Below are 2,178 nucleotides of genomic sequence, written 5' to 3'. Positions count from 1 at the left end.
TCCCCAATCAGTTCGCGCAAGCCGCCGACGTGGTGATGCTGGAGCGCAATTACCGCTCGACCGAGACCATCCTTGCTGCCGCCAATGCGGTGATCGGCGAAGCCTCGGAGCGCTTCACCAAAAACCTGTGGTCGGAGCGCAAATCCAGCGACAGGCCAAAACTGGTGACCGTGCGCGACGAAGTCGAGCAGGCCAATTTCGTCTGCGACGCGATCCTGGCCGAGCGCGAGGCGGGCACAGCGCTGAAGTCCCAGGCGGTGCTGTTTCGCGCCTCGCATCACAGCGGGCCGCTGGAGATCGAACTGACGCGGCGCAACATTCCCTTCGTCAAATTCGGCGGCCTGAAGTTTCTCGATGCCGCCCATGTCAAGGATGTGCTGGCGGTGCTGCGCTTTGCCGAAAATCCGCGCGACCGTGTCGCCGGTTTTCGCGTATTGCAACTCTTGCCTGGCATCGGCCCTTCGGCCGCCGCGCAGATCGTCGAGACCATGACGACGGCGCTGGACGAGGCCATGGGGTTGGCCGGCTGGCGTCCGCCGCAACGCGCTGCCGATGACTGGCCTGGCTTCGTCTCGCTCTATTCCGGCCTGCGCGCCGGCGCCAGATGGCCGGCCGACCTCGAACAGATCAGGCTGTGGTACGAGCCGCATCTGGAACGCATCCACGAGGACGCGACGACGCGCCGGGCCGACCTGTTGCAACTTGAGCAGATCGGCTCGGGCTATGCCTCGCGCGAGCGCTTCCTGACCGAACTGACGCTCGATCCGCCGGACGCCACCAGCGACCAGGCTGGGCCGCCGCATCGCGACGAGGACTATCTCATCCTGTCGACCATCCATTCGGCCAAGGGCCAGGAATGGAAGAATGTCTTCGTGCTCAACACGGTCGACGGCTGCATCCCGGCCGATCTCGGCGTCGGCACCAAGGAAGACATCGAGGAGGAGCGCCGGCTGCTCTACGTGGCAATGACGCGGGCCAAGGACAATCTCAACCTGGTCATGCCGCAGCGTTTCTTTCCACATGGCCAGGCGGCGCGCGGCGACCGCCATCTCTATGCCTCGCGCACCCGTTTCATCCCGGCTTCGATCCTTGCCGCATTCCAGCAGGTGTCGTGGCCGAGCGCACAGGCAGCACAGGGCAGGGCAGCCCGGCCGGAGGTGCGCGTCGACATCGGCGCGCGCATGCGCGGCATGTGGAAATAGCCGCGGGATAGCGCTCCATGTCGAAACCACCGGTCAGGATAGCCCTCGCGGGTGCGCTGGGCCGCATGGGCCGTCAGATGGCGGACGCCGTGCAGGGCGACGCGCGGCTGGCGCTCGCCGCCCGCTTTCACCGGCCGGGCAGTGTCGGCGAAGGGCTGGTGAGCCGCGGCGAGGCGCTTGCAGTGGCCGACGTGGTCATCGACTTCACCACGCCGGCTGCCTCGGTCGACCTGGCCAGGATTTGCGCCGAGCGCGGCGGGCCGGCCCTGGTCATAGGCTCTACGGGCTTCGATGCTTCTCAATCGGCTGCGATCGCCGACGCCGCGAAAACGATTGCCATCGTGCGCTCCGGCAGCTTTTCACTCGGGCTCAACATGCTGGTCGGACTGGTCGAGCAGGCGGCGCGGGCACTCGACCCCGATGACTGGGACGTGGAGATTGTCGAGGCGCATCATCGCCACAAGGTCGATGCGCCATCGGGAACGGCGTTGATGCTGGGGCATGCCGCAGCCGGCGGACGCGGCATCGATCTGGAGACGGTCGCAAGGCGTGCACGCGATGGCGCCATTGGCGCGCGGCCTCCCGGTGAGATCGGCTTTGCGGTGCTGCGTGGCGGCAGCATCATCGGCGAACACAGCGTGAGCTTCTGTGCCGAAGGCGAGCTTGTGACCTTGTCGCATGCGGCCGGCGACCGCGTCATGTTCGCCCGCGGCGCCATTGCCGCCGCGCTCTGGCTCGAGGGACGCCCGCCCGGCGAATACGACATGCGCGACGTTCTCGGTTTCGGCGCTCCGTGACCGGCAGCCACAACGGATTCCATTTCAACGGCCGTTAAAACGACTGAAAGCCAGCTGAAAGCTTGGGCGTGCCATGAAGTCATTACGGCGTTCGCCGTGTGACCGGTGCGGGAGCGGCCGGTAAGGAGGAATGCGGCGCAGCCGGGATGGCGCGCCGCCCAAGTGGAGGAAGTTTCGTG

Annotated in this window: 2 protein-coding genes; both read left to right on the top strand. The window is 66.5% G+C overall.

The window, feature by feature from the left end; all coding sequences use genetic code 11:
• The coding region (locus EN925_RS32850; RefSeq protein ID WP_164894554.1) for an ATP-dependent helicase at positions 1 to 1,202 on the top strand (1,202 nt) is incomplete at its 5' end.
• Positions 1,203 to 1,219: 17 nt separating this feature from the next.
• Positions 1,220 to 1,999 carry a 4-hydroxy-tetrahydrodipicolinate reductase gene (dapB, locus tag EN925_RS32845; protein WP_127384687.1) on the top strand — a complete coding sequence of 260 codons (780 nt, stop codon included), beginning with the start codon at positions 1,220 to 1,222 and terminating at the stop codon, positions 1,997 to 1,999.
• Positions 2,000 to 2,178 lie beyond the last annotated feature (179 nt).

Origin of the sequence: Mesorhizobium sp. M7A.F.Ca.US.006.04.2.1, assembly GCF_004022915.1 — a bacterium.
In the GTDB taxonomy this organism is placed as follows: domain Bacteria; phylum Pseudomonadota; class Alphaproteobacteria; order Rhizobiales; family Rhizobiaceae; genus Mesorhizobium; species Mesorhizobium ciceri.
The sequence above is the reverse complement of the archived record's forward strand: the minus strand, read 5'-3'. Positions and strand labels throughout refer to the sequence as shown.

What these genes read in the sequence shown, in the direction of transcription:
- dapB (WP_127384687.1), top strand. Translation starts at nt 1,220, where the DNA reads ATGTCGAAACCACCGGTCAGGATAGCCCTCGCGGGTGCGCTGGGCCGC.